Annotated in this window: 24 protein-coding genes; 13 read left to right on the plus strand and 11 right to left on the minus strand. The window is 49.5% G+C overall.

Features of this window, described 5'->3' with window-relative positions; translation table 11 throughout:
* Positions 1 to 303: 303 nt before the first annotated feature.
* Together CRO57_RS14700 and CRO57_RS14705 are read left to right on the plus strand one after the other, a co-directional pair.
* Entirely contained in the window at positions 304 to 930 is a 627-nt protein-coding gene (locus CRO57_RS14700; RefSeq protein WP_097154234.1) for a LysE family translocator, read from the plus strand.
* 184 nt (positions 931 to 1,114) lie between these two features.
* Positions 1,115 to 2,185, plus strand: a complete 1,071-nt coding sequence (locus CRO57_RS14705) for a saccharopine dehydrogenase (RefSeq protein WP_097154235.1) — start codon at positions 1,115 to 1,117, stop codon at positions 2,183 to 2,185.
* Positions 2,186 to 2,255: 70 nt separating this feature from the next.
* Here CRO57_RS14705 and CRO57_RS14710 read toward each other — a convergent pair whose 3' ends face one another.
* Positions 2,256 to 3,059, minus strand: coding sequence for a DUF1223 domain-containing protein (locus CRO57_RS14710; RefSeq protein WP_097154236.1), 804 nt, complete (start codon positions 3,057 to 3,059; stop codon positions 2,256 to 2,258).
* A 222-nt stretch (positions 3,060 to 3,281) separates the two neighbouring features.
* Here CRO57_RS14710 and CRO57_RS14715 point away from each other — a divergent pair, with 222 nt between their 5' ends.
* The gene (locus CRO57_RS14715) at positions 3,282 to 3,701 is read left to right on the plus strand and encodes a DUF1761 domain-containing protein (protein WP_097154477.1); all 420 of its coding nucleotides are present in this window, start codon (positions 3,282 to 3,284) and stop codon (positions 3,699 to 3,701) included.
* A gap of 23 nt (positions 3,702 to 3,724) precedes the next feature.
* Here CRO57_RS14715 and CRO57_RS14720 read toward each other — a convergent pair whose 3' ends face one another.
* On the minus strand, positions 3,725 to 4,162 hold the full coding sequence (locus CRO57_RS14720) for an Lrp/AsnC family transcriptional regulator (RefSeq protein ID WP_097154237.1): 438 nt from the start codon (positions 4,160 to 4,162) through the stop codon (positions 3,725 to 3,727).
* 162 nt (positions 4,163 to 4,324) lie between these two features.
* On the opposite strand from CRO57_RS14720, the gene CRO57_RS14725 reads away from it, so the two are divergent.
* From CRO57_RS14725 to acs, 4 genes are all read left to right on the plus strand, one after another.
* A complete protein-coding gene (locus CRO57_RS14725; protein WP_097154478.1) occupies positions 4,325 to 5,383 on the plus strand; it encodes an ornithine cyclodeaminase in 1,059 nt (352 codons plus the stop codon).
* 30 nt (positions 5,384 to 5,413) lie between these two features.
* The gene (ctlX, locus tag CRO57_RS14730; protein WP_097154238.1) at positions 5,414 to 6,352 is read left to right on the plus strand and encodes a citrulline utilization hydrolase CtlX; all 939 of its coding nucleotides are present in this window, start codon (positions 5,414 to 5,416) and stop codon (positions 6,350 to 6,352) included.
* Between the two features lie 386 nt (positions 6,353 to 6,738).
* Positions 6,739 to 7,137: a Rieske (2Fe-2S) protein gene (locus tag CRO57_RS14735; RefSeq protein WP_097154239.1), complete on the plus strand. Its 399-nt coding sequence runs from the start codon at positions 6,739 to 6,741 to the stop codon at positions 7,135 to 7,137.
* A 218-nt stretch (positions 7,138 to 7,355) separates the two neighbouring features.
* Entirely contained in the window at positions 7,356 to 9,296 is a 1,941-nt protein-coding gene (gene acs, locus CRO57_RS14740; protein ID WP_097154240.1) for an acetate--CoA ligase, read from the plus strand.
* A gap of 109 nt (positions 9,297 to 9,405) precedes the next feature.
* Here the strand turns inward: acs and CRO57_RS24795 are convergent, their stop codons facing one another.
* On the minus strand, positions 9,406 to 9,558 hold the full coding sequence (locus CRO57_RS24795) for a hypothetical protein (RefSeq protein ID WP_170956116.1): 153 nt from the start codon (positions 9,556 to 9,558) through the stop codon (positions 9,406 to 9,408).
* A gap of 217 nt (positions 9,559 to 9,775) precedes the next feature.
* On the opposite strand from CRO57_RS24795, the gene CRO57_RS14745 reads away from it, so the two are divergent.
* Entirely contained in the window at positions 9,776 to 10,150 is a 375-nt protein-coding gene (locus tag CRO57_RS14745; RefSeq protein ID WP_097154241.1) for a VOC family protein, read from the plus strand.
* Between the two features lie 5 nt (positions 10,151 to 10,155).
* Here the strand turns inward: CRO57_RS14745 and CRO57_RS14750 are convergent, their stop codons facing one another.
* A complete protein-coding gene (locus CRO57_RS14750; protein WP_097154242.1) occupies positions 10,156 to 11,031 on the minus strand; it encodes a LysR family transcriptional regulator in 876 nt (291 codons plus the stop codon).
* Between the two features lie 108 nt (positions 11,032 to 11,139).
* On the opposite strand from CRO57_RS14750, the gene CRO57_RS14755 reads away from it, so the two are divergent.
* Positions 11,140 to 12,459 carry a serine hydroxymethyltransferase gene (locus tag CRO57_RS14755; RefSeq protein WP_097154243.1) on the plus strand — a complete coding sequence of 440 codons (1,320 nt, stop codon included), beginning with the start codon at positions 11,140 to 11,142 and terminating at the stop codon, positions 12,457 to 12,459.
* Between the two features lie 122 nt (positions 12,460 to 12,581).
* On the opposite strand, the gene CRO57_RS14760 is transcribed toward CRO57_RS14755, so the two are convergent.
* The gene (locus tag CRO57_RS14760) at positions 12,582 to 13,091 is read right to left on the minus strand and encodes a Crp/Fnr family transcriptional regulator (RefSeq protein WP_097154244.1); all 510 of its coding nucleotides are present in this window, start codon (positions 13,089 to 13,091) and stop codon (positions 12,582 to 12,584) included.
* A gap of 138 nt (positions 13,092 to 13,229) precedes the next feature.
* The gene (locus CRO57_RS14765; RefSeq protein ID WP_097154479.1) at positions 13,230 to 13,913 is read right to left on the minus strand and encodes a response regulator transcription factor; all 684 of its coding nucleotides are present in this window, start codon (positions 13,911 to 13,913) and stop codon (positions 13,230 to 13,232) included.
* Positions 13,914 to 14,074: 161 nt separating this feature from the next.
* On the opposite strand from CRO57_RS14765, the gene CRO57_RS14770 reads away from it, so the two are divergent.
* On the plus strand, positions 14,075 to 14,614 hold the full coding sequence (locus CRO57_RS14770) for a L,D-transpeptidase family protein (protein WP_210200882.1): 540 nt from the start codon (positions 14,075 to 14,077) through the stop codon (positions 14,612 to 14,614).
* Here CRO57_RS14770 and CRO57_RS14775 read toward each other — a convergent pair.
* Positions 14,611 to 15,282: a YggS family pyridoxal phosphate-dependent enzyme gene (locus tag CRO57_RS14775; RefSeq protein ID WP_097154480.1), complete on the minus strand. Its 672-nt coding sequence runs from the start codon at positions 15,280 to 15,282 to the stop codon at positions 14,611 to 14,613. The genes CRO57_RS14770 and CRO57_RS14775 overlap by 4 nt on opposite strands.
* A 229-nt stretch (positions 15,283 to 15,511) precedes the next feature.
* Here CRO57_RS14775 and leuS point away from each other — a divergent pair, with 229 nt between their 5' ends.
* The 3 genes from leuS to holA all read left to right on the plus strand — a co-directional run bounded on the left by leuS (position 15,512) and on the right by holA (position 19,835).
* Positions 15,512 to 18,133, plus strand: coding sequence for a leucine--tRNA ligase (gene leuS / locus CRO57_RS14780; RefSeq protein WP_097154246.1), 2,622 nt, complete (start codon positions 15,512 to 15,514; stop codon positions 18,131 to 18,133).
* Complete coding sequence (gene lptE / locus CRO57_RS14785) at positions 18,120 to 18,653, plus strand: LPS assembly lipoprotein LptE (RefSeq protein ID WP_170956117.1); 534 nt, start codon at positions 18,120 to 18,122, stop codon at positions 18,651 to 18,653. Before leuS ends, lptE begins: the two co-directional genes overlap by 14 nt.
* A gap of 147 nt (positions 18,654 to 18,800) precedes the next feature.
* Positions 18,801 to 19,835, plus strand: coding sequence for a DNA polymerase III subunit delta (gene holA, locus CRO57_RS14790; protein ID WP_097154248.1), 1,035 nt, complete (start codon positions 18,801 to 18,803; stop codon positions 19,833 to 19,835).
* Between the two features lie 213 nt (positions 19,836 to 20,048).
* On the opposite strand, the gene CRO57_RS14795 is transcribed toward holA, so the two are convergent.
* The 4 genes from CRO57_RS14795 to mnmG all read right to left on the minus strand — a co-directional run bounded on the left by CRO57_RS14795 (position 20,049) and on the right by mnmG (position 24,377).
* Complete coding sequence (locus tag CRO57_RS14795) at positions 20,049 to 20,924, minus strand: ParB/RepB/Spo0J family partition protein (protein WP_097154249.1); 876 nt, start codon at positions 20,922 to 20,924, stop codon at positions 20,049 to 20,051.
* Between the two features lie 80 nt (positions 20,925 to 21,004).
* Positions 21,005 to 21,835 carry a ParA family protein gene (locus tag CRO57_RS14800; RefSeq protein ID WP_097154250.1) on the minus strand — a complete coding sequence of 277 codons (831 nt, stop codon included), beginning with the start codon at positions 21,833 to 21,835 and terminating at the stop codon, positions 21,005 to 21,007.
* 11 nt (positions 21,836 to 21,846) lie between these two features.
* Complete coding sequence (gene rsmG, locus CRO57_RS14805) at positions 21,847 to 22,506, minus strand: 16S rRNA (guanine(527)-N(7))-methyltransferase RsmG (protein WP_244580107.1); 660 nt, start codon at positions 22,504 to 22,506, stop codon at positions 21,847 to 21,849.
* Positions 22,507 to 22,520: 14 nt separating this feature from the next.
* Entirely contained in the window at positions 22,521 to 24,377 is a 1,857-nt protein-coding gene (mnmG, locus tag CRO57_RS14810; protein WP_097154251.1) for a tRNA uridine-5-carboxymethylaminomethyl(34) synthesis enzyme MnmG, read from the minus strand.
* Positions 24,378 to 24,400 lie beyond the last annotated feature (23 nt).

The following is a 24,400-nucleotide window of genomic DNA, read 5'->3' on the forward strand; positions in this document are numbered from 1 at the left end:
AAGCTACTCAATACACAGGCTTCCCCAAAACAAAAGGGCACCTAACTGACTACAATTAGAGGCGCGAAAACTTCTAAAAGCCTTAACAAAAAGGAAAATTTCAAATGTACATCTATCGAGGATTCAGAGCTTGATCCCAGTTTTTCCATAACTTTGTACAGACTCCATCCCCAAGCTTGGTCACAATTAATCCCCAGATTTTCCACTTGACCAAAAATAGACCCGTAAAGCTTCAAATCCCTTGTCAATCAACAGAAAAGCTGCGTTTGCTAGCGATCAAACACAAATAAACGGAGAAATTTTATGGCTCTGGATCTCTGGTTGGCCTTCGCTCTTGCCTCCATGACCCTGCTAACGATTCCCGGCCCAACGGTGCTCTTGGTGGTCTCTTATGCGTTGGGGCAAGGGCGGCAAACGGCATGGGCTTCTGTCCCCGGTGTTGCTCTTGGTGATTTCACCGCCATGACGATCTCACTACTGGGGGCCGGAGCCTTGCTCGCAACCTCGGCCACTTTGTTTACCGCCATGAAATGGGCTGGAGCCATCTATCTTGCCTGGCTCGGTATCAAACTTTGGAAAGATCAAAGCTCTCTGGATGATCTGAAAGCAGCAAAAGGCAATCTGAGCAACAAGTCCATCTTTCTCAATTCCTTTATCGTCACCGCGCTCAATCCCAAGGGCATTGTCTTCTTCGTGGCCTTCGTCCCACAATTCATCGATCCGGCCCAGCCAGCCTTTCTCCAGTTTGCTATTCTGGAAGCTACTTTTGTGATCCTTGCAACGATCAATATCACACTATGGGCATTGCTGGCCGGTCGCCTGCGCGAGCGCTTCAAACATCCAAAGAGCTTGCAAAGAACCAATAAGATTGGTGCCGGTTTCCTGATTGGAGCAGGTTTCATGACCATTCTTTTTGGTCAAAAGACCTGACAATTTCGATCAACCAGTTAAGGATCAACAACGATTCCGGCAATTTGCCGGAATAATTCCTCACGATTGTTCGATCACCCTCACCCGCCTCTATCATTTGAATATTTATTCGCTAAGGTGCAATCAAACATTCCTTCCCAATCACCCTCTCTTATGAGAGGTAAAGACCCGATGGAGCTGTCTCATGGTTCATTTCTGGCTTCGCGATGAAGATCGCGCCACCGAGCGCCGCACCGCCCTCACCCCGAAAAATGCCAAAGCCCTGATCGAAAAAGGCTTTCAGATCACCGTTGAATTGAGCGACAAGCGCGCTTTCTCCAACGCCGATTATGCCGAAGTTGGTTGCGCCATGACCGATAGCCGGTCCTGGGTGAATGCACCAAAGGATGCCATTATTCTGGGTCTGAAAGAATTGGCTGAAACACCTGCCGAGCTGACCAACAACATGATCCATTTCGCTCATATCTATAAGGATCAGACCGGTTGGGAAGCAGAGATGGCCCGCTTCACCAAAGGTGGTGGTCTTCTTTACGATATCGAGTTCCTGATAGGTGACAATGGCCGCCGCGTTGCAGCCTTTGGCTATTGGGCTGGCTGGATGGGTGCTGCCCTTGGAGCCCATCGCCTGCTCGAGCGCCGCGCTGGCAAGAATGAGATCTCCAATGGGGTTTCTCCTTACGAAAGCCAGACTGTCGTTATCGATAAGCTGAAAGCTTTGGCAGCTGAAGGCAAAGACGACATGCCAACTGCCATCGTGATCGGCGCAAAAGGTCGTTCTGGCACCGGTGCCACCGAATGCCTGGAAGCCATCGGCATGAAAGTTACACAGTGGGATATCGAAGAAACCAAGAATTTGGATCGGGATGCCTTGCTCGCCCATGACATGATGGTCAATTGCGTGCTGATGATGGGCCCAGGTCTGCTTCTGGCAACCAAGGAGCATCTGGCGGCAGAAGGCTCCAAGATGAAGGTTGTCTCTGACGTTTCCTGCGATCCTTTTTCCGACTTCAACCCACTGCCAATCTATGCAGAACCAACCAGCTGGACCGATCCAGTGATCGAAGTGGCAAAAAATGGCCAGGGTGACGCTGTCGAAGTCACCTCAATCGACAATCTCCCATCTCTGCTGCCAGCTCAGGCAGCTGAAGAATTCTCTGATCAGTTCCTACCATCTCTCGCGCGCTTCCCTGAAGGGCCAGAATGGGTGAATGGCAAGAAGAAGTTCGATGAAATCAAGGAAAAAGCTGGCCTGTAAGACCGCTAAATCCTGAACGCAAAAAAGGCCGGATCAATGATTCGGCCTTTTTCATGAAAACTTGATTTTTCTATTTCAGATCCAGACGAGCCGCACCAAAGATTGGTCCCGGATAACCCTTCACATCGGCTTGCAAAAGCACCGCATAACCGTCATAGCCCATTTTTCGGGCTTCACTCATTGGCAATTCTACATTCATGGCTTCACCATGCCACATGCCGATGGTGCGCATATCACCGACCACATTGTGATAGATAATCTTGCGACCACGATTTTCGCCGCGCTTGATATCCGCGCTCACCTCACGCTTGTAATAGGCAAGGATCAAGTTGCCTTCATGATCCTTTGACATGCCTTGCGGGCGCGCACCAATCCGAACATTCAACACGTCCCCATTCTGCTCCAAACGCATCGGAACAGAGACATCTTTCTCAAACCGCTTGATGGCACGAGACACATCATTGCGACGGCTTCCCACCACATGCACACGACCGTTGATCACCATTTGAGGGGTATAAACCCGACGATCTCCGCGAAGGCGGGCATAATCTTGCTGGCGAAGCGTATGCTCGTGACGAGCATTCTCGTCCTTCCAGCCAAGATAATCCCAGTAATCCACGGCTTCCGTCAGTGCAATGATATTGGGATTCCCCACCATTTCGCCCAGCAGCTTGTCGGCAGGTGGACAGGAAGAGCACCCTTGCGAGGTGAAAAGCTCGACAACAATGGCTGAATTGTCTTTTGCGTAGGTCGGCTGAGTTGCTACAGCGCCAGCCAGAACACCAGCACCAATCGCCAACATCGCAAAGCGTGAAGTCAGGCGAGCCAAACTGAAGCGACCAAAGGAGATCTTTGAAGAATGTTTATAGATCATGCATTTGGCCCTCTTATTGACGGGATAAAGACATGAGAATGCGGGGGAACGTTAATCATCATGCTGGCAGTTAACTTAAATTGCCCTTCAACTGCCAATCACAATCCCTTGAGAGCGCGTGAGGAGAAGCAGGCAAATCTGATTTTTTGCCAGACTTAACCCGTAAAAACCCGTAAAGTAACAACCATAGATAATTGGCAGAACTATATGGAGATCGGTTTCATGCCTTTAAACGAAGTGAATTGGCTGGCAGCCATTATTTCCGCTCTGGTAGGATATGGTCTTGGCGCTGCCTGGTACATGTCCCTTGCCAAACCCTGGATGGCGGCGGTGGGCCTTTCTGAAGAAGACATCAAAGGACCGGACGGCAAACAAAGCCCCATGCCATTTGTCATTGCAGCCATCGCCAATCTGGTGATTGCAGCCCTTCTCTATGGTGTGCTTGTCCATGTGGGAGATTTCTCAGTTCGTCGTGGCCTGATGTCTGGCCTGATGATCTGGCTTGGCTTTGTCGCCACAACCCAAGCCGTCAATTATGCCTATCAAATGCGCCCTCTTCGTCTCTGGGTCATAGATACCGGCTATTGGCTGATCAATCTGTTGGCACAGGGTGCTATTCTTGGCTGGTTTGGCGAAGGCTAATCCCTTACCAACCTCTTTTCAAATCAAGTGGTGCTGAGCAAAATGGATGTTTCGCTGTTCAGCACCCCTTCTACAAGCCGTACTTCCCGCAAAACCCGGTCAAAGTCCGGCAAGCTTGGTGCCTGAATTTCGGCCACCAGATCCCAGGCCCCATTGGTGGTATGAAGTGCCCGCATTTCCGGCATACCACGCAAGCGACGAATGACCTGACTGGTTGATTTTCCAACCACTTCAATCAGCATCACAGCCCGGATCCCATCCAGATCATAATCCTCACGCACGCGCACGGTAAATCCAAGCAAGGCTCCGGATTCCATCAGGCGATCCAAGCGATTTTGTACCGTGCCTCGCGATACGCCCAATATCTCCGCCAGCTTGGAGAGGGATGCTCTCCCATCGCTGCGCAGCAAGGAAATCAGCTCTCGATCCAGACGATCATAAATATGCTTGGCGTTACTCATCAGGCTGTCCAAATTGTAATTTTGCTAAATCTGATTGTACATTTTGCATTTTCATAGCGCAAATTTTGTAGAGTTTCACCATTTTGTCTGATTTTTTGACCCCGTACCATGGAGAACAAGCAAACAAGACCAGCAACCTTCTTTCTCCTGGGAGCCAACCTGATGACATCCCCAAATTTAGACAAACTCAATATTGTCCCATTCGTCAGCGTCGATAACATGATGAAACTGGTTCTCACCATTGGCGTGGAAACCATGATCAAAGGCATCGCTGATCAGATTGAAAGCGACTTCAAACGCTGGGAGCTCTTCGATAAGACCCCACGTATCGCTTCTCACTCCAAGGAAGGCGTGATCGAGCTGATGCCAACCTCTGACGGCGAGGTTTACGGCTTTAAATATGTGAATGGCCATCCAAAGAACACCAAGGAAGGCCTGCAAACCGTAACCGCATTTGGCCTGTTGGCTGATGTGGATTCCGGCTATCCAGTTCTTTTGACCGAAATGACCATCCTGACAGCATTGCGTACCGCCGCAATGTCTGCGGTTGCTGCCAAATATCTGGCACCAAAAGATTCCAAGACCATGGCCATGATCGGCAATGGTGCGCAGTGTGAGTTCCAGGCGCTGGCTTTCAAACATATTCTCGGTATTGAGACTGTTCGCTTGTTCGACATTGATCCAGTCGCCACCGACAAAGCGATCCTGAACCTGAAAGACAGTGGTCTCAATGTCATTCGCACCACATCCCATGAGGAATGTGTGTCCGGCGCTGACATCATCACCACCTGCACGGCTGATAAACAATGCGCCACCATTCTGACCGACAACATGGTTGGTTCTGGTCAGCACATCAATGCGATTGGCGGCGATTGCCCAGGAAAGACCGAGCTGCACAAAGACATTCTGCTGCGCTCCGACATTTTCGTGGAATTCCCGCCACAGACCCGTGTGGAAGGTGAAATTCAGCAGCTGGATGCTGATCACGAGGTCACTGAATTGTGGCAGGTCATCACTGGCGAGAAAGAAGGTCGTACCTCCGATCAGCAAATCACCCTGTTTGATTCGGTTGGCTTTGCCATCGAGGACTTCTCTGCCCTGAAATATCTCTACCAGGCCATCAAGGACACCGAGTTCTATGATGATCTGGACATGATTGCTGACCCGGATGAGCCACGCGATCTGTTCGGCATGGTCCAGCGTGCAAAGGCAAACCTTTAATTTTGGCCAGCTTCCAAAGAGAGATTTGTCATGTCCCAGCCAAACATGCGCCCCTCTATTCAGGCCCCTGCTGCTGTTATCATGATCAGACCCCACCATTTTGTGGTCAATGAGCAGACGGCGGCAGACAATGCCTTCCAAAGAACTCCTGCATCCAGCGATCAGGTTGCCCGTTCGGCATTTGATGAAGTCACCAAAATGGCAGGTGATCTTCAAAAAGCTGGCATTACGGTCCATCTGTTTGAAGACGAAGGCAAGGAAACACCAGACTCGGTGTTTCCAAACAACTGGTTCTCTACCCATGCCGGTGGTCACGTTGCCATCTATCCCATGAAGCCGGAAAACCGCCGTCGGGAACGCCGCTCCGATATCATCGACATGCTCAAGCATGATTATCGCGTGCAGGACGTAATCGATTATTCCGGTCTGGAAGCCGATGGGCTGTTTCTGGAAGGAACCGGTGCCATGGTGCTCGATCATATCGATCGCGTCGCCTATGCCGCTAAATCCGACAGAACAGATCCGATCATTCTGGAGCGCTTCTGCACGCACTTCAACTATGAGCCGATGGCTTTTGATGCCACCGACCGGAACGGCAATGCCATCTATCACACCAATGTGCTGATGTGCATCGCCACCGACTTTGCACTCATTGGTCTGAATTGCATCAAGGATCCACAAAGACGGCAGGAAGTGAAAGATCGCTTGGAATCTTCCGGTCGCACAATCATTGATCTCAGCCATGATCAGATCGAACAGTTTGCGGGCAATGCAATTGAGCTTCAAAGCCCGGAAGGACGAGTTCTGGCTCTGTCACAAACGGCTTTTGACAGCCTGTCAGATCAGCAAAAGGAAGAGATTGAGCTATCTGCCAAATTGCTTCCCCTCAGCATTCCGACCATCGAGCATGCTGGCGGTTCCGTTCGCTGTACCTTGGCAGGCGTTCATCTTTTGCCAAGACCGCAATAACAGATCAAAGAGATCTCCAAGACATTATAGACCCGGGCTGAGCCAATCAGTTCGGGTCTTTTCATTGGCGGGTCCATTTGCTTTTGCTAGGCTTAGGACTCATTAATTCTGCATATTCTGTTTGCTCTGAAGTATTCAGATAGAAGAACCAATGACAAAATAAGGGTGGCTCCCTTTTTGCAGTCATTGGTTCGATAGATGGATGCTTCAGGGCAAACCCGAAGGGCAAGGTGCTTTTACCCGTTGGCCGCGTTGTAAAATCTTGGAAATGCACCACATTGCCGCGATTTTACGCCTTGCCAACAGGCAAAATTATCCTCGCAGAATGTGCCTAATTAACGGGTCCTGAGCCTAGATTAAGAGAGACCAAACCAAAGGACCGCTCCGTGACTAATCAGGATATCTTTCTTTGCAACAAATCCGATCTGAAACAGACCGGAGCCTTTGGAGCAACAATTGACGACACAAATGGCAAACTGGATATCGTCATTATCGACATGGCCTTTGATATATCAGCTTCTAAATCTTTCCTGCCAAGCGAGGAAAGCCTCAAAGCCTATATCAATTCCTGCCCACATTTGAGTATGCCGATGGAAACCTTTGATCATGAGTTTTTAGACAAGGAAGACCCATCCCTGATCGTCTGCTCTACCCATGGTGCACGTTTTCGAAGCACGGATGGTTTTTGTCTGTCGGGTCCATGCAGCGGATCATCCTTAACGCCTATACCACTTACGTTCACGGAAGAGGCCATTTACCTCAAGATCGAAAGTATTGATATTTAACCTATTGAGATAAATATAGAAAAAACGATCCTCTAATTCGAAAAAGCAAAAAATAAGCGGTTGCAATTCTTCTGTGAATGACAACTCACTCTCTACCAAAGAGGCATGGATCACAGCTAGACGCTGTGGGGTCACCTGAGCATAATGGGCGAGACCGTTTTGAGTGGTTCGCATAGAACCATTCCTCATTTTCATTGGACAAGTTCTGGGAGGAACGCATGTCGGAGAATGTCTATCCCGTACCGGCGGATGTGGCAAAAGACGCCCTGATCGATAACGATACTTACCTGTCTATGTACAAGCAGTCTGTTGAAGACCCGGACGGCTTTTGGGGTGAACAGGGCAAGCGCCTGGACTGGATCAAGCCTTACACCAAGGTCAAGAACACCTCTTACGACTATCACAATGTTTCCATCAAATGGTTTGAAGATGGCGAGCTGAACGTTTCCGCCAACTGTATCGACCGTCATCTGGAAACCCGTGGTGATCAGACTGCTATCATCTGGGAAGGTGACGACCCGGCTGATGATGAGAACATCACCTACAAGCAGCTGCATGAGCGTGTCTCCAAACTGGCAAATGCCTATAAGGAGCTGGGCGTTGGCAAGGGTGACCGCGTCATCCTGTATCTACCAATGATCCCGGAAGCTGCCTATTCCATGCTGGCTTGCGCCCGTATCGGCGCGATCCATTCCATCGTCTTTGGTGGCTTTTCTCCTGATGCCCTGGCCGATCGCATCAATGGTTCCCAAGCCAAACTGGTGGTAACCGCGGATCAGGGTTTGCGCGGCGGTCGTAAAGTACCGCTGAAAACCAACGCCGATGCAGCCTTTGAAAAGGTGAAACATGACGCCAAAATGCTGGTCGTCAAACGCACCGGTGGCGATATCCCAATGGTTGAAGGCCGCGATGTCTGGTATGACGATGTTGTTGGTCCAGCATCCGCGGATTGCCCACCAGAGCCAATGAATGCAGAAGATCCGCTTTTCATTCTCTATACATCCGGCTCCACCGGCATGCCGAAGGGCGTGGTTCACTCCACTGGTGGCTATCTGCTTTACGCTTCCATGACCCATCAATATGTCTTTGATTACAAAGATGGCGACATCTATTGGTGTACTGCTGATGTGGGTTGGGTAACCGGCCACTCCTACATCGTTTATGGCCCACTGGCCAATGGTGCCACCACCGTAATGTTTGAAGGTGTACCGACCTATCCATCACCATCCCGTTTTTGGGATGTATGTGAGAAGCACAAGGTCAATATCTTCTACACCGCGCCGACCGCTATCCGCTCCCTAATGGGTGCTGGCAATGAGCATGTCGAAAAGGCAGACCTTTCCACCTTGCGTGTGCTTGGTTCTGTCGGTGAACCAATCAACCCGGAAGCCTGGAAATGGTATTACGAAGTCGTCGGCAAGGAAAAATGCCCGATTGTTGATACTTGGTGGCAGACCGAAACCGGTGGCATCATGATCACGCCACTTCCAGGTGCTACCGATCTGAAACCAGGGTCAGCTACCCGCCCATTCTTCGGCGTTCAGCCTGTCATGCTCGATAATGATGGCAAAGAGATTGCTGAGACTGAATGCGAAGGCATTCTCTGCATCGCTGATAGCTGGCCTGGACAGATGCGCACGGTCTTTGGCGATCATGATCGCTTCGTCTCCACCTATTTCGAGACCTTCAAAGGCTATTATTTTGCAGGTGACGGCGCACGCCGCGATGCAGATGGCTATTATTGGATCACTGGCCGCGTTGATGACGTCATCAACGTATCCGGTCACCGTATGGGTACCGCCGAGGTCGAAAGCGCCCTCGTAGCGCATCCTAAAGTCTCGGAAGCTGCTGTTGTTGGTTATCCGCACGACATCAAGGGACAGGGCATCTATGTCTATGTCACTCTAATGGAAGGCGAAGAGGAAACCGAAGATCTTCGCAAAGAGCTGCGCACATGGGTTCGCGGAGAAATTGGCCCAATTGCCTCTCCAGATCTCATCCAGTTCGCTCCTGGGCTGCCAAAAACCCGCTCCGGCAAGATCATGCGCCGCATCCTGCGCAAAATCGCTGAAGACGATTTCGGTAGCCTTGGCGATACTTCCACTCTGGCAGATCCAGCCGTTGTTGACGATCTGATCGACAACCGCCAGAACCGTTAAGAAACGATTTGGCTCGAAAATAACAAACCCCCGTCGGGCAACCGGCGGGGGTTTTGTTTTGGCTATCCTATCAGAAAGATAGCTCAGATCACTTGATTGAGCTGAAAACTCAATCGAAGGGATAGCGGATATTCAGCGCATCCAGATCAGCCTGACGTGGCTTGCGACCGAGCTCAACTGCATTGGCAACGCGAGCGGCATGTGGCAACTTGGAAAAAACATCTATTACGGTGCGGGTAGATTTGTTCAGACGGTGAAACATCGGATCAACTCGTTATCACGGGGACAGAAAGCAAGGGCAGACCCCTTACAGGCCCGCACTGTAGAGAAATACCTAAATGTGAGAATTGCTAAGTCGATCAGGCAGATCTGCTGATTATGCATGGCTGCGCGGCCAAACTGGACAGAATTGCCTCTCTCGCTCACACTGTCTGACAGATTATAGCAATCAGCTAAACACCAGTCTTGGGAGCAAGACCATGCAATTAGGCGCCTTTTCCATCAGCTTGTCGGTAAAAGATCTGAAAGCCTCACAGAGCTTCTATGAAGCTCTCGGCTTTATCACCATGGGTGATTACTCCGATCAAGGCTGGATGATGCTGAAAAATGGCGACACCATCATCGGCCTTTTTAAAGGCATGTTCGAAGGCAACATGCTGACCTTCAATCCCGGTTGGGATCAAAATGCCCAAAATCTTGATGATTTTGATGACGTCAGAGTGATTCAAAACCATTTGAAAAAGGCAGGAATTGAACTGAGTGAAGAAGCTGATCCAGATAGCAAGGGCCCAGCTCATATCACACTGAAAGATCCAGATGGCAATGTAATTCTGATAGATCAGCATCGAAGCTGATCTATCTAACATAGCAGACAAACAAGCCGTTCTAGATCAACACGCACATCCTTGGCTAACGGCGCTTTAAGAATAAGGGACTTTCCGGTTTTGCAGTCTTGTGAGAATGGACGCACCAAATCTCCTTTGGCCAGCGCATCTTCCACCAGACAAGCATGCCCCATGAGCAGCCCTGCCCCGGCTTTTGCTTCTTCCAAAGCCAAACTATAAAGCGAATAGCGCGAACTCCCCGCTCTATCCAGCAAGGAAATACCGCTTTCCTTGCTCCAAAGCGCCCAATCCCGTTCCCAGGTCTGATCAATCAGCAAAGTCAAAGCGCTATAGTCTGGATCAGTTTTCAAGCTTTCCGCCAGACTTGGACTACAGACAGGGAAAATCACATCTTCAGCTAGAACATATTCTCCTTCACTCCCTGTTGGATCCCCAATGAAGAGAGAAAGATCAAACATCTCGCGATCCAGATTGGGCGCACTTTCCAATGCGGTCACTGTCAGCTCCGCCTGGGGCAATTGCTCACGAATGACAGCAAGTCTTGATGGCAACCAAAGCTGAGCCAGAGCTGGCAATGTGGCAACATGAATCTCTTGTTTGGGTTTGAAACCACGCAGAATTCGCGTTGCTGCACCTATGCTATCAAAAGCTTCCTGCAGCAATGGTGCCAATGATTTGCCTTCGTCAGTCAGTAAGACACCATTCGGTGACCTTACAAAAAGCGCAGTGCCGGCCCATTCCTCCAACAGCTTGATATGTTGGGAAATCGCACCAGCTGTGACGGACAATTCATCCGCAGCCCGCACAAAACTCTGCAAACGCGCAGCCGCTTCAAAAGCGCGCAAAGCATTAAGAGGGGGGCCTTTGGGGCGGGGTGGAGAGACACTCATCTATCGCCTCTGTTTCTCTAGCCTTAGTTTTTCTAAACGCAGGAATAGTAAATCTGGTTTGCGCTGCGAGTAAAGAGAAGAGAAGCTGGTCATAGGAGGAATTTTGCCATGACAATCGCTATTCGAGATTGGGTCCCAGGCCCTTGTGAGACCTATATCCAGACTATTGCCAACAAGGCATCCAGCCAAACATCCGCAACGCTTTTGGCACGAATTGAAGAATTGGCTGAAGAAAATCGCACCATTCATGAAAAGCAGTGCTTCAATCTCAATCCTGCAACCAACGTGATGAACCCACGGGCGGAAGCCTTGCTGGCATCTGGGATCGGCTCTCGTCCATCACTGGGATATCCGGGCGATAAATATGAGATGGGTCTGGAAGCGATTGAAGAAATCGAAATTCTAAGTGCCCAACTCTCAGCCGAGATTTTTGATGCGGCTTTTGCTGAAATTCGCGTACCTTCTGGGGCTATCGCCAATCTTTATGGTTTCATGGCAACTTGTAAGCCCGGTGACAGCATCATTGTGCCCCCAGCCACAATAGGAGGCCATGTCACCCACCATTTGGCAGGCTGTGCCGGCCTATTTGGAGTGAAATCGATCGAAGCGCCTATCTCTGCAGATGGTTACACAATCAACGTCGATGCTTTGCGTGATTTGGCAAAGGCAGAAAAGCCAAAGCTCATTACCGTTGGTGGCAGCCTGAACCTGTTTGAGCATCCAGTCGCAGAAATCCGCGCCATTGCGGATGAGATTGGCGCCAAAGTCATGTTCGATGCAGCCCATCAATGCGGCATCATTGCGGGCAAGGCTTGGAAAAACCCACTGATTGAGGGTGCACATTTCATGACAATGAGCACTTATAAAAGTCTTGGCGGTCCTGCTGGTGGCCTGATTGTCTCCAATGATGCAGAAATCGCCAAAGCACTGGATGCCATTGCATTCCCGGGAATGACGGCAAATTTCGACGCCGCCAAATCTGCAGCTCTTGCCGTCACCATGCTTGATTGGCGCGATTACGGCCAGGCTTATGCCTCTGAGATGATCGATATGTCTGTCTCATTGGCATCTGAGCTGGATAAGCAAGGTATACCAGTCTTTGAGGGAGCTAACGGTTTCACCCAGTCTCATCAGTTCGCAGTTCTTGCCGCTCCCTTTGCAGGCGGTCAGGCAGCCTCGAAAAAGCTTCGAAAAGCTGGTTTCCTTGCTTGTGGCATCGGCCTGCCAATTGATCCGGTTGACGGTGATCTCAACGGGCTCAGAATTGGAACACCGGAACTGGTGAAATGGGGCATGACCAAAGAACATGCACCAGAACTGGCATCTCTGATTGCCAAGGCCCTGAAAAGCAATGATCCGGAAGCAATGCTGGCAGAGGTCTCAAACTGGCGTCAAACCTTTGAAAAGCTGCATTTCATTCACGCCTAAAACACGAAAGGCAGGCTTGGAGCGCGTTCCCAAAAAGTTGAAGCACTTTTTGGATAAGAACTCGCTTGAGAATAAAGAGTAAAGCCTGCCTTTTTCTTTGAATAGAAGTGCGATCCAGCACCCTATTCTTTCATGGCAAAAGTCATGGCATCTTCCATGGAAGCCGGTTCTTGCGGCAAACCATCAAACATATCGACCACCTGCTGAAGATCGGCGACCAGATTGCCCAATCGGCTGGACATACGATTATGGATCTCTTCTGCCAATCCGGGATATTCATCCATCACACGGCGGAACAATGAGCGACGAATTTGGATGACACGCAAGTCTTCAACAGCAGTCGCCATCGCAGAGCGGCGGGTTTCCGCCACCAAAGCAAGTTCCCCAATCAGACTGCCCGGATATAGATGCTGACTATCCAGATCCCGTCCATCGCTGGAAATGGTCATGCGCACTTCGCCATCCATGATAATGAAGGCAGAATCGGCAAGATCTCCCTGACGAAACAGAACCTGCTTGGCCCGATAAGAGCGCGTCTCAGCCCCAAAAGCCAAGAGCCGCAGCTGCTCATCAGTAAAATCAGCAAAAAACGGCACTTGCCGCATAAAATCAATTTCACTATCCAAGCTCATCGCATCATCCCCAAAACTATTTTGGCACTCTCCGCTTTCCCAATAAACAAACAAAAAAGCGCGCCAACATTGTGGCACGCTTCTTAATGAGTTCCAATGCCTTGTTCAAGGCAAATTCGCAATCAGAACCGAAGGACGTTATGGCACAAGCTTGTACCCACCAGCCTCGGTAATCAACAGCTCTGCACTGGACGGGTTCTTTTCAATTTTTTGGCGCAAGCGATAGATATGGGTTTCCAACGTGTGCGTGGTCACACCTGAATTATAGCCCCAAACCTCATGCAGCAGCACATCCCGGCCAACCGGTTTGTCACCAGACCGATAAAGAAATTTGAGGATTGAAGTCTCTTTTTCCGTCAAACGAACTTTTCCACCCTGCTCATCAGACAGCAGTTTCGCAGCTGGCTTAAAGGTATAGGGGCCAACACTGAAGGTCGCATCTTCGCTATTTTCATGCTGTCGCAATTGAGCACGGATACGGGCCAAGAGCACCGCAAAACGAAATGGCTTGCTAACATAATCATTAGCGCCAGCTTCCAGACCCAGAATGGTATCAGAGTCGGTATCGTGGCCAGTCAACATGATGATAGGGGCTTTGAAATCACCTTTGCGCAGCAATTTCACAGCTTCGCGGCCATCCATGTCAGGCAGACCAACATCCATGACCAGCAAATCAAAATGATCAGATCGAGCCGTCTGAATGCCTTTAGTGGCGCTTTCTTCCTGATACAAATCGAATTCTTCATATAGAGAAAGCTGTTCTACCAGCGCTTCGCGAAGTTCCGTATCATCATCAACAAGCAGAATTTTTCTAGCAGTCATAATCGCATCCCCAGATTGGCTCCAGATGGTATCAGACATCCGATCCACCCGCTTGTAGCCTTGCGACCAAAATTGGTACCTTGAATTTCCATCATCTAAGTGCTCAAGTGGTGGAAAATCAAATCACGAGCAATCACGTCAATGTCAGTATGACGTGAATAATGACGCAAAACTCTCAATTCTTGATGAATCTTGTCACAATTCACACAAAACCCGGCAACCCTTTACAAGGCTTGATAAAATTAGGCCTGAAAACCTTCCCCTGCGCTTTGGGACGCTCAGGAATCACCTCGCAAAAACGAGAGGGAGACGGTGCAACACCCCTGCTCGATTGCAAGGCTCTTTACGGATTTTACCGGCCGGACAAAGGCCCTAAACCAATTTCCCGTCTGCCTTTCATCGCTCTACACCCTAGTATGGGATGGTGTGATGAAAAAGGCCATGCCTTGTATAATCGCCCGGTAAAACTTCCATTCAAATCATCACACGAAAAGATGTGGCGTGACGACGAGCTCTATGACATTGGTGTGGTTCTGGATTTCAACATATCATCCCGCATGCAGAATATGGGAAGCGCCATTTTTTTTCACATAGCACGGCCGGGCTTTACCCCCACAGAAGGGTGCGTAGCCGTACGCCCTATCGTGATGCGACAAATCCTGCCGCTCATTGGACGAGATACAATTTTCAAGCTCGGTTAGACTGGATAGCCGCGTTTACCGAAGATAGCACTGCCAACACGCACATGGCTGGCGCCTTTGGCAATGGCCTTGTCGTAATCACTACTCATACCCATGGAAAGCTGATCAAGCCCATTGCGTTTTGCAATCTCGGCAAGTTTGTCGAAATGCGGTTCCGGATCTTCATCAAAGGGCGGAATGCACATCAAACCGTTGATCGGCAGGGAAAGCTCTTCACGACAAAATGCAATGAACTCGTCCGCTTCGTCTTCCGCAATGCCTGCTTTTTGGGGCTCATTCCCGGTATTGATCTGCACGAAAAGTTGCAATTGCTTATTCTGCTTTTCCATCTCAACGCGAATGGCTCGTGCAATCTTTGGGCGATCAACCGTATGAATCACATCAAAAAGCGCAACTGCTTCCTTGGCTTTGTTTGATTGCAAAGGCCCAATCAGATGAAGCTCAAGATCTTCAAACTCATCACGCAGCTCTGGCCATTTACCTTTGGCTTCCTGTACCCGGTTTTCACCATAAATTCGGTGCCCCGCTTCCAGTGCTGGGCGAATATGGTCGGCATCAAATGTCTTGGAAACAGCAATCAGGGTCACATCCCCCGGACTTCGTCCTGCTTCGCTCTCACTATTGGCAATGTCTTCCTTGACATTTTTTAGCTGCTTTTTGATGCCCATCTGTCTTACCAAAGATCCAATCAGGTTGTTATATGGCCCGTTAAGGACCAGCGCATTATGCACGAAGCAAGCGGCTCTTCAATTGCCGATATACAAGATTGTCCCAGATTGTAGGGCAATCCCTGCTTTATATCGCACATAGCACCTGTTTGGTCTTGACCAATGCCATCATTTCTGGTGATGGTCAGCCCTGAAAAGTGATGAAAAATCGAGGCATTCCGGCATATTCATGGCTAACGAACGCTACAACGCACGCGAAGCGGAAATTCGCTGGCAACAGACCTGGGACTCCCAGAAAATTTTCAAGACCGAGAACGATGATCCAAGACCAAAATATTACGTCTTGGAGATGTTCCCGTACCCATCCGGCCGCATCCATATGGGCCATGTGCGCAACTATGCAATGGGCGATGTTGTTGCACGCTTCAAGCGCGCCAAAGGCTTCAATGTTCTGCACCCAATGGGTTGGGATGCGTTCGGCATGCCAGCTGAAAATGCAGCGATGCAAAACAAGGTTCATCCAAAAGACTGGACCTATGAAAATATCGCAACCATGCGCAGTCAGCTGCAGCTGATGGGCCTGTCTCTCGATTGGGATCGTGAATTCGCGACCTGCGACGTTGACTATTATCATCGCCAGCAGAAACTCTTCCTCGATTTCGTCGAAAAAGGCCTCGCCTACCGCAAGAACGCCAAGGTCAATTGGGACCCTGTCGATCAGACTGTTCTGGCGAACGAACAGGTCATCGATGGCAAAGGCTGGCGCTCCGGTGCAGAAGTCGAACAGCGTGAGCTGACCCAGTGGTTCTTCAAGATCACCGACTTTGCCGAAGACCTGCTATCTGAGATCGACAACCTTGATCGCTGGCCAGACAAAGTGCGCACCATGCAGCGCAACTGGATTGGCAAATCTGAAGGTCTGCAAATCCGTTTTGAACTGAATGGTGATGCTCCAAACGGCGACAAGGAAATCGAGATTTTCACCACTCGCCCTGATACGCTCTTTGGCGCGTCCTTCATGGGACTGTCGGCAGATCATCCGTTGACCAAGGCCCTCGCCGAAAACAGTACAGAACTTCAGGCCTTTGTCGAAGAATGCCATAAAACCGGCACATCAGCTGCCGAGCTGGAAACCGCAGAGAAAATCGGCTTTGACACAGGGCTGACTGTCAAACATCCACTTGATGAAAGCATCACCCTGCCCGTCTATGTCGCCAACTTCATTCTGATGGACTACGGCACCGGTGCTATCTTTGCCTGCCCAGCTCACGATCAACGCGACCTGGATTTCGCTCGCAAATACAGTCTCTCCGTCACCCCTGTCGTTCTGCCAAAAGGCGAAGAGGCGGCAAGCTTTGATGTCGGTGATGAAGCTTATACCGGTGAAGGCGTTATCTTCAATTCCCAGTTCCTGGACGGAATGAGCATCATCGACGCCAAAAACGCCGTTGCTGAAAAGCTGGAGGCCATCAAGATCTCTGGCAAAGCTCAGGCGCAACGCAAAACGCAATATCGCCTGCGCGATTGGGGCATTTCCCGTCAGCGTTATTGGGGTTGCCCAATTCCGATGATTCATTGCGATGAGTGTGGCGTGGTTCCAGAAAAGGCAGAAAATCTGCCAATCCAGCTTCCCGATGACATCAACTTCGACAAGCCGGGCAATCCTCTGGATCGTCACCCAACATGGCGTCAATGCTCTTGCCCGAAATGTGGCAAGGATGCCCTGCGCGAAACCGACACCATGGACACCTTCGTGGATAGTTCCTGGTATTACGCACGCTTCACTGCACCCTGGGAAGATAGCCCGACAGACAAAAAAGCTGCTGATGAATGGCTACCGGTCGATCAGTATATCGGTGGTGTCGAGCATGCCATCCTACATCTGCTCTATTCCCGCTTCTTCTCCCGCGCCATGCGTGAGACCGGTCATCTGAGTGTGAAAGAACCTTTCAAAGGTCTCTTTACCCAGGGCATGGTCGTGCATGAAACCTATAAGGGCGAAGACAATCGCTGGGTTTCTCCCGCCGAAATCACTATCAACGAGCAAGACAACAAGCGCACGGCGACCCATAATGAAACCGGTGAAAGCATTGCTATCGGTTCCATTGAGAAGATGTCCAAGTCCAAGAAAAATACCGTGGACCCAACAGACATCATCGAAAGCTTCGGTGCTGATACCGCTCGCTGGTTCATGCTGTCAGACAGCCCTCCCGAGCGTGACGTGATCTGGACAGAAGCTGGCGCAGAAGGTGCTCATCGTTTCGTACAACGCGTCTGGCGCCTCACACAGGATGTTCAGAGTGCCCTGCAAGGCCAGACACCAGCCAGACCAGACAATCTCTCTGGCGACGCCCTGACAGTACGCAAAGCCGTTCATAAAGCTCTGGCTGCGGTAGAGAGCAATATCGAACAGCTCGGCTTCAACCGTGCTGTGGCTCAGATCTATCAATTGGTCAACACCATTGCTTCCAACGCCAAGCAAGACAAGCTTGAAAAAGATCCATCACTGGCTTGGACAACGGATGAAGCGATGGAAATCCTCATCCAGATGCTGGCACCAATGATGCCTCACCTGGCGGAGGAATGCTGGAACCATCTCGGCAAAGACAGCTTGGTCGCAACCAAAGGCTGGCCTCAAGTTGACAGCAAAATGTTGATCGAAGATGAGATCACTCTGCCAATTCAGATCAATGGTAAAAAACGTGGTGAATTGACAATTGCCGCCGATGCAGCCAAAGCTGATATCGAGAAAGCCGTCTTGGCCTCCGATCCTGTCATCAAGGCATTGGATGGCAAGGCACCACGCAAAATCATCGTCGTGCCGAAAAGGATCGTCAATGTTGTTGTCTAAAAACCATTTCACAAAATCCCTCTCCCTGGCTGCATTGCTTGGCTTGGGGTTAATCGTCTCCGGCTGTCAGGTTCAACCGCTTTATTCAACAACCACACAAAGTGGTCAAACTCTGGCAAGCGAATTGGCATCAGTTGAGATTTCTCCGGCCAAAGACCGTGTTGAACAGGAAGTACGAAATCATCTGATATTCGCCTTCACTGGTGGCGGAGAAGCTGCTCAATCAGCTTTTCGATTGGAGCTGACAACCAATAAATCAACGTCAGATTTTGGTATTGAAGCGGGATCAGGGCTATCATCAGCAGCTCGCGTATCACTAACGGCAACATACAAACTGATCCGCTTGTCTGATAGAAAAGAAGTCACCAAAGGTTCCAGCTTCTTCACCGCGTCCTATCGCAAAGGTGCGCAGCGCTTTACCAACGACAGAGCCCTTCGTGATGCGGAAAACAGAGTAGCAGAACAGGTAGCAAACGACATTCAATTAAGATTGTCGTCTTATTTCGCAGCGAACAAATAAGCGCTCGTCAACAGACAAAATCTTTGTCTCTGGCTCCACCTTGCAAGCTTTGAAAGCGGTAGATATCTTCCATCTACCGCTTTCTTTTTGTCCAAATGCCAATGCGTGAAATACCAGCACCAAAGTTAGAACAAGAGATCCGACAATATGGCAGATATAAAAGCCAATATGGTAGACAGCTACCTCAATCGGCCTGATCCCAAGCACCGGGTTATTCTTATCTATGGTCAGGATATTGGCTTGATAACCGAGCGAGCAGAGCAAATCACCAAAACCTATTTGGCAGATAATAATGATCCCTTTGCATTGTTACGCTTGGATGCTGGCGAAATCACATCCGATCCTTTACGCCTCGCAGATGAGGCCAATACCATCTCCATGTTTGGTGGATGTCGAGTCATCCTCGTTCATTTAAGCGGCAACAAATCAATTGTACCGGCACTGGAGCCTGTTCTCTCCAGTCCGCCAAGCGACGCCTATATCGTAATCAAGGCAGGTGATCTGAAGAAGTCGGCCCCGGTTCGCAAGACCATTGAGAAGGCACAAAGTGCCGTCGCCTTGCCATGCTATGTTGATGCAAGAGACGCTCTGAACAAGATCATAGATGAAGAATTGGGACAAACCAATCTAGGCATCTCCAACGATGCCCGCATGATGCTGTTGGATAATCTGGGTGCCGACCGCATGGCATCTCGAGGTGAGATACAAAAACTCTGCCTTTATGCCATGGGACAGGAAACCATAAGCGAAGACGATATCGAAAACATCGTCGGCGATGCGTCCAATCATCAAATCGACATGATCATTGATTCCGCCGCGCTTGGAGACATTGATCAACTGGACCATCAATTGGAACAAATCCTGGGAAGTGGCCAATCCTCATCCGTCATTGCAACCGCTAGCTTACGCCATTTCCAGATGCTGGAGCGATGTGTCAACATGATGGATAGCGGTACACCTGCTCAATCCGCTTTACAAAAAGCCGGTCCCATGATCCATTTCAAGCGCAAGGCTCGCGTACAAAATCAGCTTCGTCTCTGGTCCAGCAAAAAAGCGGCACGCGCTTGTGAGCTATTGGCAACAGCACTTTCCAACAGCCGAAAGAATTATCACCTAGCCGATACCATCATCAGTGAAACGCTTTTGATGATCGCTGCGACAGCACGCAAATCTCATCGATAACCAGATTGATTTCAGATCGTTTCTTAGTCCTATTCCACATGAAATACACATCTTATACAGCATTGGTATCTGATCGTTTCACGTGAATCAATATTCTAAATTTCCAAACAGAAACGTGCACAAACCCCTGATTTTCAAATATTAAAACAACCCAAATAAAAAGGCCGGACATATGCCCGGCCTTTTTATTCACATCTGTGATTAATTTTCAAATCAGCCAGTACGCTCTAAAAGAGCAATGATCGCATCCAACTGTTCCAGAGATTTGTACTGGATCTTCAGCTCGCCACCTTTTTTCTTAGGCATCACTCGAACATTCCAACCCAAGTGATCTGTCAGACGTTTTTCCAACGCAACCGTATTTGCGTCTTTTTCCTTTTTCACGCGAGGTTCAGCTTGCTCGGCCTGTTTTTCTTGACCAGCTTTCTCAGCATCACGAACAGTCATTCCATCTTCAACAACACGGCGTGCAAGCTCTTCCGGATTCTCTGCAGTAATCAAAGCACGAGCATGACCAGCGGTAAGCTGACCTGACTTCAGATATTCCTTCACGCTATCAGGCAACTTCAACAAGCGCAGTGTGTTGGCCACATGAGAGCGGCTTTTACCGATGACTTCTGCAAGTTCAGCCTGGGTATAGTCGAACTGCTGGATCAATTGATCATACCCCAGAGCCTCTTCCAGAGCATTCAGATCCGCACGCTGTACATTCTCGATGATTGCCAGCTCAAGCGCTTCTTTGTCATCCACATCATGAATAAGAACAGGAACCTCATGAAGCCCTGCCCCTTGTGCAGCTCGCCAACGGCGTTCACCAGCAATAATCTCATAAGCATCCGTCTGATCTTTGACCTCACGAACAAGAATAGGCTGCATGATGCCTTTCTCTTTCACCGAGCGGGTCAGATCTTCAAGATCTGCTTCAACAAAATCCTGACGCGGGTTACGAGGATTGGGTCGCAAAAATTCAATTGGAATTCGACGTTGAGACCGTGCACGCTCAACCGCTTCCACTTCATTGTCCATATCACCGATCAGAGCTGCCAATCCGCGCCCTAACCGTTTTCCCTCTGCCGCTTTTTTCGCCATTTTTTCTTCCGCATCCGAATCGTTTGGGTTTGCCTCAACCCCACATCACTAACTTCTGTTCCAGCCTGTATCAGAAACGATCAGGCTGCAACATGTCTGAGCTTTTTTTCACGCTGAATAATTTCCGATGCCAACTTCAAATAAGCCTGACTGCCGCTACATTTCAGATCGTAAAGCAGTGCTGGCTTACCATAGGAAGGAGCTTCTGAGACACGAACATTACGAGGAATAATAGTCTCATAGACTTTATCACCCATATGTTCGCGCACATCCTCAACCACCTGATTGGAAAGATTATTCCGCTTATCATACATGGTCATCACGATACCATGAATGGAGAGGTCCGGGTTCAATGCCCCTTTTACCTGATTCACTGTCTGGATCAGCTGCGTCAAACCTTCCAGCGCAAAGAACTCACATTGCAACGGCACCAGAATGGAGTGCGCTGCAGCCATCGCATTGATGGTCAAAAGGTTCAAAGATGGCGGACAATCGATCAGAACGTAGGTAAAGCGCTTATCTTCCGGAATCTCATCCCCAAGATCAGCATGCGCCTTCAATGCCTCGCGAAGACGAAAAGCACGATCTTTGGAACCGGAAATTTCCTGCTCAAGACCAAGCAAATCCATCGTGGAGGCTGCAACGCTCAAGCGAGGAACCGCAGTAGGAATAGCAGCTTCCATTACGGTCGCTTCATTCAACAGCAATTCTGCTGTCGAAACGCTACGTGCCTGACGATCGATACCCAGACCAGTACTGGCGTTGCCCTGCGGGTCAACGTCGATAATCAACACAGTTTCGCCAATCGCAGCCAAAGCCGTACCCAGATTGATCGCGGTCGTTGTCTTGCCCACACCGCCCTTCTGGTTTGCCAGTGTCAGGACGCGAGGTGATTTTGGCAATGCAGTCATCCAGTCGCCTCTTAAATAGATTTTGGAGATAAACCGCGCAACAACACAATGCGCGCATCCGGGTCAGTCTTGCTGGTTTGTTGTATCAGATCTACTTCCCATCGGGCAGTAGCATCGAGCAATTCCCGATCAAACTCTCGACCTTTGTGGAAAACGCCCACACAGTCAGGACCGATAAATGGAGCAACAAAACCACACAAATTATCGAAAGAAGTCAGAGCTCGGGCGCTGAATGCATCAACAGGACCATCCCAATCCCCAAGAACCTTTTCAATCCGATCATTATGCACGGTCACATTCAAATCGAGTTCCCGCGCTACTGTGCGCAAAAACATGACCTTGCGACCATTGGATTCAATCATGTGAACGTGATGATCCGATGACGTCTCTTTCAACAAGATCGCGGTAACAAGCCCGGGAAAGCCTGCACCAGACCCCATATCCACCCAATATCGAGCCTGGGGATAAGCTGCGTATATCTGTGCACTATCGGCGAGATGACGAACCCAAATCTCATTAAGTGTTTTAGAAGCAACAAGATTCTGCGCTGGCTGCCATTTTTTTACAAGCGCCTCATATATCCCCAGCCTGTGGATGGTTTCACGTGAAACGCCATGACCATCAGGCATCATGGATTGAATGAGATCCAATCCTTCCGCTTTCGAATCCATTCTTAAAACCTCAATTATGCCTGTGAGGACATTTTCCTGCTATGCGCCAAAACCAAGGTCAGAGCGGCAGGTGTCATTCCTTCGATACGAGACGCCTGCCCCAATGTCTGTGGCCGAACATGAGCCAGCTTCTGCTTCAGCTCGTTGGACAGACCATTGATACCATCAAAGTTCAAATTGGCTGGAATTGGCAAAGCCTCATCCTTTTTAAAGGTCTCAATGTCTTGTTTCTGCCGCTTCATATAGACCTGATAAAGCGCTTCAATTTCGAGCTGACGACGAATAGGCTCTGGGAACTCATTAAATTCCGGCCAAATTTCACTCAAACGATCCAATGATAAATCAGGATATGCCAGCAATTCATAGGCAGAACGACGCTGCCCATCCTGATTTATTTTCAATCCGAATCGATTAGCTTCATTTGGAGTTAGAGTTTTCTCCTTCGCCATTTGAGTAATGGCATTCAGATCATTCATTTTCGAAGCGAATCGTTCCCGACGCTCCGAGCAGATCAAACCCCAATCATCAGCCATAGAGGTTAAACGCTGGTCGGCATTATCAGCACGAAGAGACAAACGATATTCTGCTCGAGAGGTAAACATCCGATATGGCTCAGCAACACCACGAGTAATCAGATCATCGACCATCACTCCAATATAGGCATCTGAGCGCTGAAAGATCACACCTTCCTGATCGCCCGCCTGCCGCGCGGCGTTCATGCCAGCAAGCAAACCCTGTGCTCCAGCCTCTTCATATCCGGTTGTTCCATTGATCTGACCAGCCAAATACAGACCTGAAACCTTCTTGGTTTCCAAAGTCCCCTTCAACTCGGTTGGGTCGATATAGTCATATTCAATCGCATAGCCATATTGAAAGACCTCGGTTTTTTCCAAACCGGGAATTGATCGCAGATATTCGAGCTGAACATCTTCTGGCAAAGAAGTCGAAATTCCATTCGGATAGATATGCGGAACATCCAAGCCTTCTGGTTCCAGAAAGACTTGATGTCCGTCACGATCCCCAAAACGAGCTATCTTATCTTCAATCGACGGACAGTAGCGTGGTCCTTTCGATTCAATACGCCCAGAATACATCGCGGAGCGATGCATATTATCACGAATGATCTGATGCGTCTTATCGACGGTCCGTGTGATGTAACAGTCAATTTGAGGCGTCATAATCTTATCTGTCAGATAAGAGAAAGCGACAGGTTCCTCATCACCAGGTTGTTTCACTAGCGATTCAAAATCAATTGTCCGACCATCAAGCCTTGCCGGCGTACCCGTCTTCAAACGATCCAAACGAAACTCTTCCGCCATCAAACGCTTCGACAATTGCTCAGCCGCAGGATCCCCTACCCGCCCTGCAGGATAACTAGTCTCACCTATATGGATAAGACCCCGCAAAAACGTTCCGGTCGTCAAAACCACAGAACCACAATCAAGCCGGCGACCATCATCCAGAACAGCGGCAACAACCTGACCATACTGAATATCAAGATCAGTCACTTCTGCTTCAATGACATCGAGCCCTTGCTGATCGAATAACAAATCCTGAATAGCAGCACGATAGAGCTTACGATCAGCCTGAGCACGAGGCCCTTGAACCGCAGGACCTTTACGTCGATTCAAAAGACGAAACTGAATCCCGGCAGCATCACCAGCCAATCCCATCAAGCCGCCAAGCGCATCAATCTCACGCACCAGATGCCCCTTACCCAATCCTCCAATCGCCGGATTACAAGACATCACACCGATTGTATCTTTCTTATGTGTAATCAGGGCAACCTTCGCACCAACACGAGCAGCAGCACTTGCCGCCTCAGTACCGGCGTGACCACCACCAACAACAATCACATCATATCGAGACATTCATCACTCCAGGCACAAACACC

Origin of the sequence: Cohaesibacter gelatinilyticus (genome assembly GCF_900215605.1) — a bacterium.
Lineage (GTDB): Bacteria > Pseudomonadota > Alphaproteobacteria > Rhizobiales > Cohaesibacteraceae > Cohaesibacter > Cohaesibacter gelatinilyticus.